This window comes from Streptomyces chilikensis (genome assembly GCF_001642695.1).
Taxonomy (GTDB): domain Bacteria; phylum Actinomycetota; class Actinomycetes; order Streptomycetales; family Streptomycetaceae; genus Streptomyces; species Streptomyces chilikensis.
This window is the reverse complement of the sequence record NZ_LWCC02000156.1, coordinates 1-2,335: the sequence shown is the minus strand read 5'-3', so window position 1 is coordinate 2,335 and position 2,335 is coordinate 1. Positions and strand designations below refer to the sequence as shown.

Genomic DNA, 2,335 nt, shown 5'->3' with positions numbered 1-2,335 from the left:
CGAGCGCCGCAGGCTGCGCCGGTTGCTGGCCGCGGCGCTGCCCGGCCGCGCGGTGCGGGGGGCCGCGGACGGCGCCGCGGCGGCCGCGCTGCTCGCCGGGGGGCCGCCGTGCCTGCTGGTCGTGGCGCGGGACCTGCCGGACATGAGCGGGTTCGACGTGGTGGACCGCATGTGCGAGGCGGGCGGCGCGGGGCAGCCGCCGGTGCCGGTGCTCGTGCTCGGTGCGCGCGGCTTCACCCGGGACGACCTGCGCCGGGCCGAGCCGCACCCGGCGCTGACGATGCTCGGGCGCGGCGTGCTGACCGACCGGGAGCTGACCGGGCTGCTGGCGTCGCTGGCCGCGCGCCGCCCGGACGCGGGGGCCCTGCGCGGGCACCGCCCGGTGCGGAGCGCGGTCGCGTACATCGAGCAGCACTACCGGCAGCCGCTGTCACGCCGGCAGATCGCGCGGGCCGCCGGGGTCAGCGAGCACCACCTCGGGCGGCTCTTCCACCGCAGGCTCGGGCTGACCCTGTGGGACTACCTGATCCGGGTCCGCGTCAACCACGCGAAGGAGCGGCTGCGCAGCGGCGACGAGAGCGTGCAGGCGGTGGCCCGTGCGGTCGGCTTCCAGGACCGCGCGTACTTCAGCAGGGTCTTCCGCAAGGTGACCGGTGTCGCGCCGCACGTGTTCCGGGATGCCTCGTAGGCCGGAATCGTTCAGCTAGCTGAATGCGCGTCGGAGACGTGAACACCCCTTGCCGCTGAAACTCGCTCTGCGCAGCGTATTGACGCTCCATCACCACGCTCCTACTGTGACGGCACCCATTCAGAGACCTGTCAACGATTCACGTCCATGAACACGAGGAGCCGAGATGGCCGCACTGGACTGGGTGGTGCTGGGCGCGTACTTCTTCGTGATGGTCGGCATCGGCCTGTGGTCGAGGAAACGCATCCACACCATCGCCGACTTCTTCACGGCCCGTGGCCGCATACCGTGGTGGCTCTCCGGCATCTCGCACCACATGTCCGGGTACAGCGCGATCATGTTCGTCACCTTCGCGGCGGTGGCGTACGACCACGGGGTCACCGTCTACTTCTGGTGGCCGCTCACCATCGGCGTGGGCGTCGGCATCGGCGCCTTCGTCTTCGCCGCGCGCTGGAACCGGCTGCGGGCCAAGCACGGCGTCAACTCGCCGCTGGCCTACCTCGCCGTCCGCTACAACCTGCCCACCCAGCAGGTCCTCGCCTACAGCGGCGCCGCGCTGAAGGTGGTCGACATCGCCGCCAAGTGGGTCGCCATCGCCGTGCTGCTGCAGGGCTTCGCGGACATCCCGCTGGTCTGGGGCATCACGCTGACCGGCATCTGCACCATGGCCTACATGGCCTTCGGCGGTCTGTGGGCCGACGTCCTCACCGACTTCGGGCAGTTCGTCATCCAGGGCGTGGCCGGGTTCGCGATGCTCTTCGCGCTCTTCGCGCACCTGGACGGCGTGTCCACCCTCTGGACGATGTGGGACAAGCTGCCGCAGGGCCACGGCGACCCGGTCGCCGGGCCGGTCACCTCCGGGCTGATCATGGCGTTCCTGCTGGTCAAGACCTTCGAGTACAACGGCGGCATGTGGAACCTGGCGCAGCGCTACATGGCGGCGCCGTCGGGCTCCCGGGCCAGGAGGTCGGCGCTGCTCTCCAGCTTCCTGTGGATCGTGTGGCCGTTCATCCTCTTCGTGCCGATGATCGCCGCCCCGCTCGTCGTGCCCGGCGTCGAGAACGGCGAGCAGTCGTACATCATGCTCGCCCAGGCGCTGCTGCCGACGGGCGTCATCGGGCTGCTGCTCGCCGGGTTCTTCTCGCACACGATGGCCATGGTGGCCTCCGACTCCAACGTCATCACCGCGGTCATCACCCGGGACCTCGCCCCGGTGCTGGTCCCGCGGGTGCGGCGCCTCACCCAGGCCGGGCAGCTGATGTTCGCCCGGATCACCACGGTCGCCTTCGTCACGGTCAGCATGACCTTCGCGCTCTTCGCCGACCCGGACGGCTTCATCATGACGGTGGTGGTCAGCATCGTCGCCGCCACGATGGGCCCGATCTCCATCCCGCTGATGCTGGGCCTGCTGCCCTGGTTCCGGCGCCACGGCCCGCTCGCCGCGATCACCTCCTGGGCGGGCGGCCTGCTGGTGTGGGCGTACCTGTACTGGGGCGTCGAGGACGCCACGCAGACCATGAACGTCAGCCTGCCGGTGCTCACCTCGCTGGTCCTGTACGTGGCCGTCGGGTTCCTGCGGCCCGAGCGCAGCCCGGCGCGTGACGTCCTGATCGATTCCCTCGGCAGCGATCCCACGTACGCCGAACG

Annotated in this window: 2 protein-coding genes; both read left to right on the top strand. The window is 70.7% G+C overall.

Annotation, left to right across the window (positions count from 1 at the left end; translation table 11 throughout):
- Positions 1 to 688, top strand: a 688-nt coding sequence (locus tag A2U95_RS29855; RefSeq protein ID WP_166028771.1) for a response regulator transcription factor, incomplete at its 5' end; no start/stop codon positions are given.
- Between the two features lie 166 nt (positions 689 to 854).
- The coding region (locus tag A2U95_RS29850; RefSeq protein WP_166028769.1) for a sodium:solute symporter family protein at positions 855 to 2,335 on the top strand (1,481 nt) is incomplete at its 3' end.